This is a genomic window from Kroppenstedtia sanguinis (assembly GCF_050433445.1).
Classification (GTDB): Bacteria; Bacillota; Bacilli; order Thermoactinomycetales; family DSM-45169; genus Kroppenstedtia; species Kroppenstedtia sanguinis.
This window is the reverse complement of sequence record NZ_JBNPXF010000051.1, coordinates 1-1,639: the sequence shown is the minus strand read 5'-3', so window position 1 is coordinate 1,639 and position 1,639 is coordinate 1. Positions and strand designations below refer to the sequence as shown.

Here is a 1,639-nt window from a genome sequence, read left to right as displayed (position 1 = left end):
GGAGGCGACCGCCCCAGTCAAACTGCCTACCTGACACGGTCCCGACACCGGATCACGGTGCTCGGTTAGAATCCCGGCACGATCAGGGTGGTATCCCACCAGTGCCTCCTCCGAACCTAGCGGCCCGGATTCCACGGCTCCCACCTATCCTGTACAAACCGTACCAAGATTCAATATCAGGCTACAGTAAAGCTTCACGGGGTCTTTCCGTCCTGTCACAGGTAACCCGCATCTTCACGGGTACTACGATTTCACCGGGTCTCTCGTTGAGACAGCGCCCAAGTCGTTGCGCCTTTCGTGCGGGTCGGAACTTACCCGACAAGGAATTTCGCTACCTTAGGACCGTTATAGTTACGGCCGCCGTTTACTGGGGCTTCGGTTCAGAGCTTCGACCTAAGTCTAACCCCTCCCCTTAACCTTCCAGCACCGGGCAGGCGTCAGCCCCTATACTTCGCCTTGCGGCTTCGCAGAGACCTATGTTTTTGCTAAACAGTCGCTTGGGCCTATTCACTGCGGCCCCCTCGCGCACAGACCCACCCGACACCAGCTTACGCTCGCGTCGTGCGGGAACCCACACGCTACCGGGGCACCCCTTCTCCCAAAGTTACGGGGTCATTTTGCCGAGTTCCTTAACGAGAGTTTTCCCGCGCGCCTGAGGATTCTCTCCTCGCCTACCTGTGTCGGTTTTCGGTACGGGCACCTTCCGCCTCGCTAGAGGCTTTTCTTGGCAGTGTGAGATCAAAGACTTCGGTACTTATATTTCCCTCGCCATCACGGCCCAGCCTCGAAGAAAGGGATTTACCTCTTCCTTCAGCCTCACCGCTTGGACGCGCATTTCCAATCGCGCGATCTCCTACCCTCCTGCGTCCCCCCGTCACTCAAACGGCAGAAGGTGGTACAGGAATTTCCACCTGTTATCCATCGCCTACGCTTTTCAGCCTCGGCTTAGGTCCCGACTTACCCTGAGCGGACGAACCTTCCTCAGGAAACCTGAGGCTTTCGGCGGAGGGGATTCTCACCCCTCTTTTCGTTACTCACACCGGCATTCTCACTCCCCAGCACTCCACCGTGCCTCTCGACACGACTTCGATGCACTGGGGACGCTCCCCTACCATCCCTTACGGGATCCACAGCTTCGGTGGCGTGTTTAGCCCCGTTACATTTTCGGCGCAGAGTCCCTGGACCAGTGAGCTATTACGCACTCTTTAAATGATGGCTGCTTCTAAGCCAACATCCTGGTTGTCTAAGCAACTCCACATCCTTTCCCACTCAACACGCACTGGGGGACCTTAGCTGGTGGTCTGGGCTGTTTCCCTTTCGACTGCGAATCTTAGCACCCGCAGTCTGACTCCCGGAGGATGAGTCTGCGGCATTCGGAGTTTGACTGAGTTCGGTAACCCTGGACAGGCCCCTAGCCCAATCAGTGCTCTACCTCCGCGACTCCTGCTCCGAGGCTAGCCCTAAAGCTATTTCGGGGAGAACCAGCTATCTCCGGGTTCGATTGGCATTTCACCCCTACCCACACCTCATCCCCCGATTTTTCAGCATCGGTGGGTTCGGGCCTCCATTGAGTGTTACCTCAACTTCACCCTGGACATGGGTAGATCACCCGGTTTCGGGTCGACGACGACATACTGAA

At 57.0% G+C, this 1,639-nt stretch carries 1 rRNA gene; it reads right to left on the bottom strand.

Annotated features, from left to right (window positions below):
• A 23S ribosomal RNA gene (locus JOD24_RS16020) occupies positions 1-1,639 on the bottom strand; the annotation flags it as partial.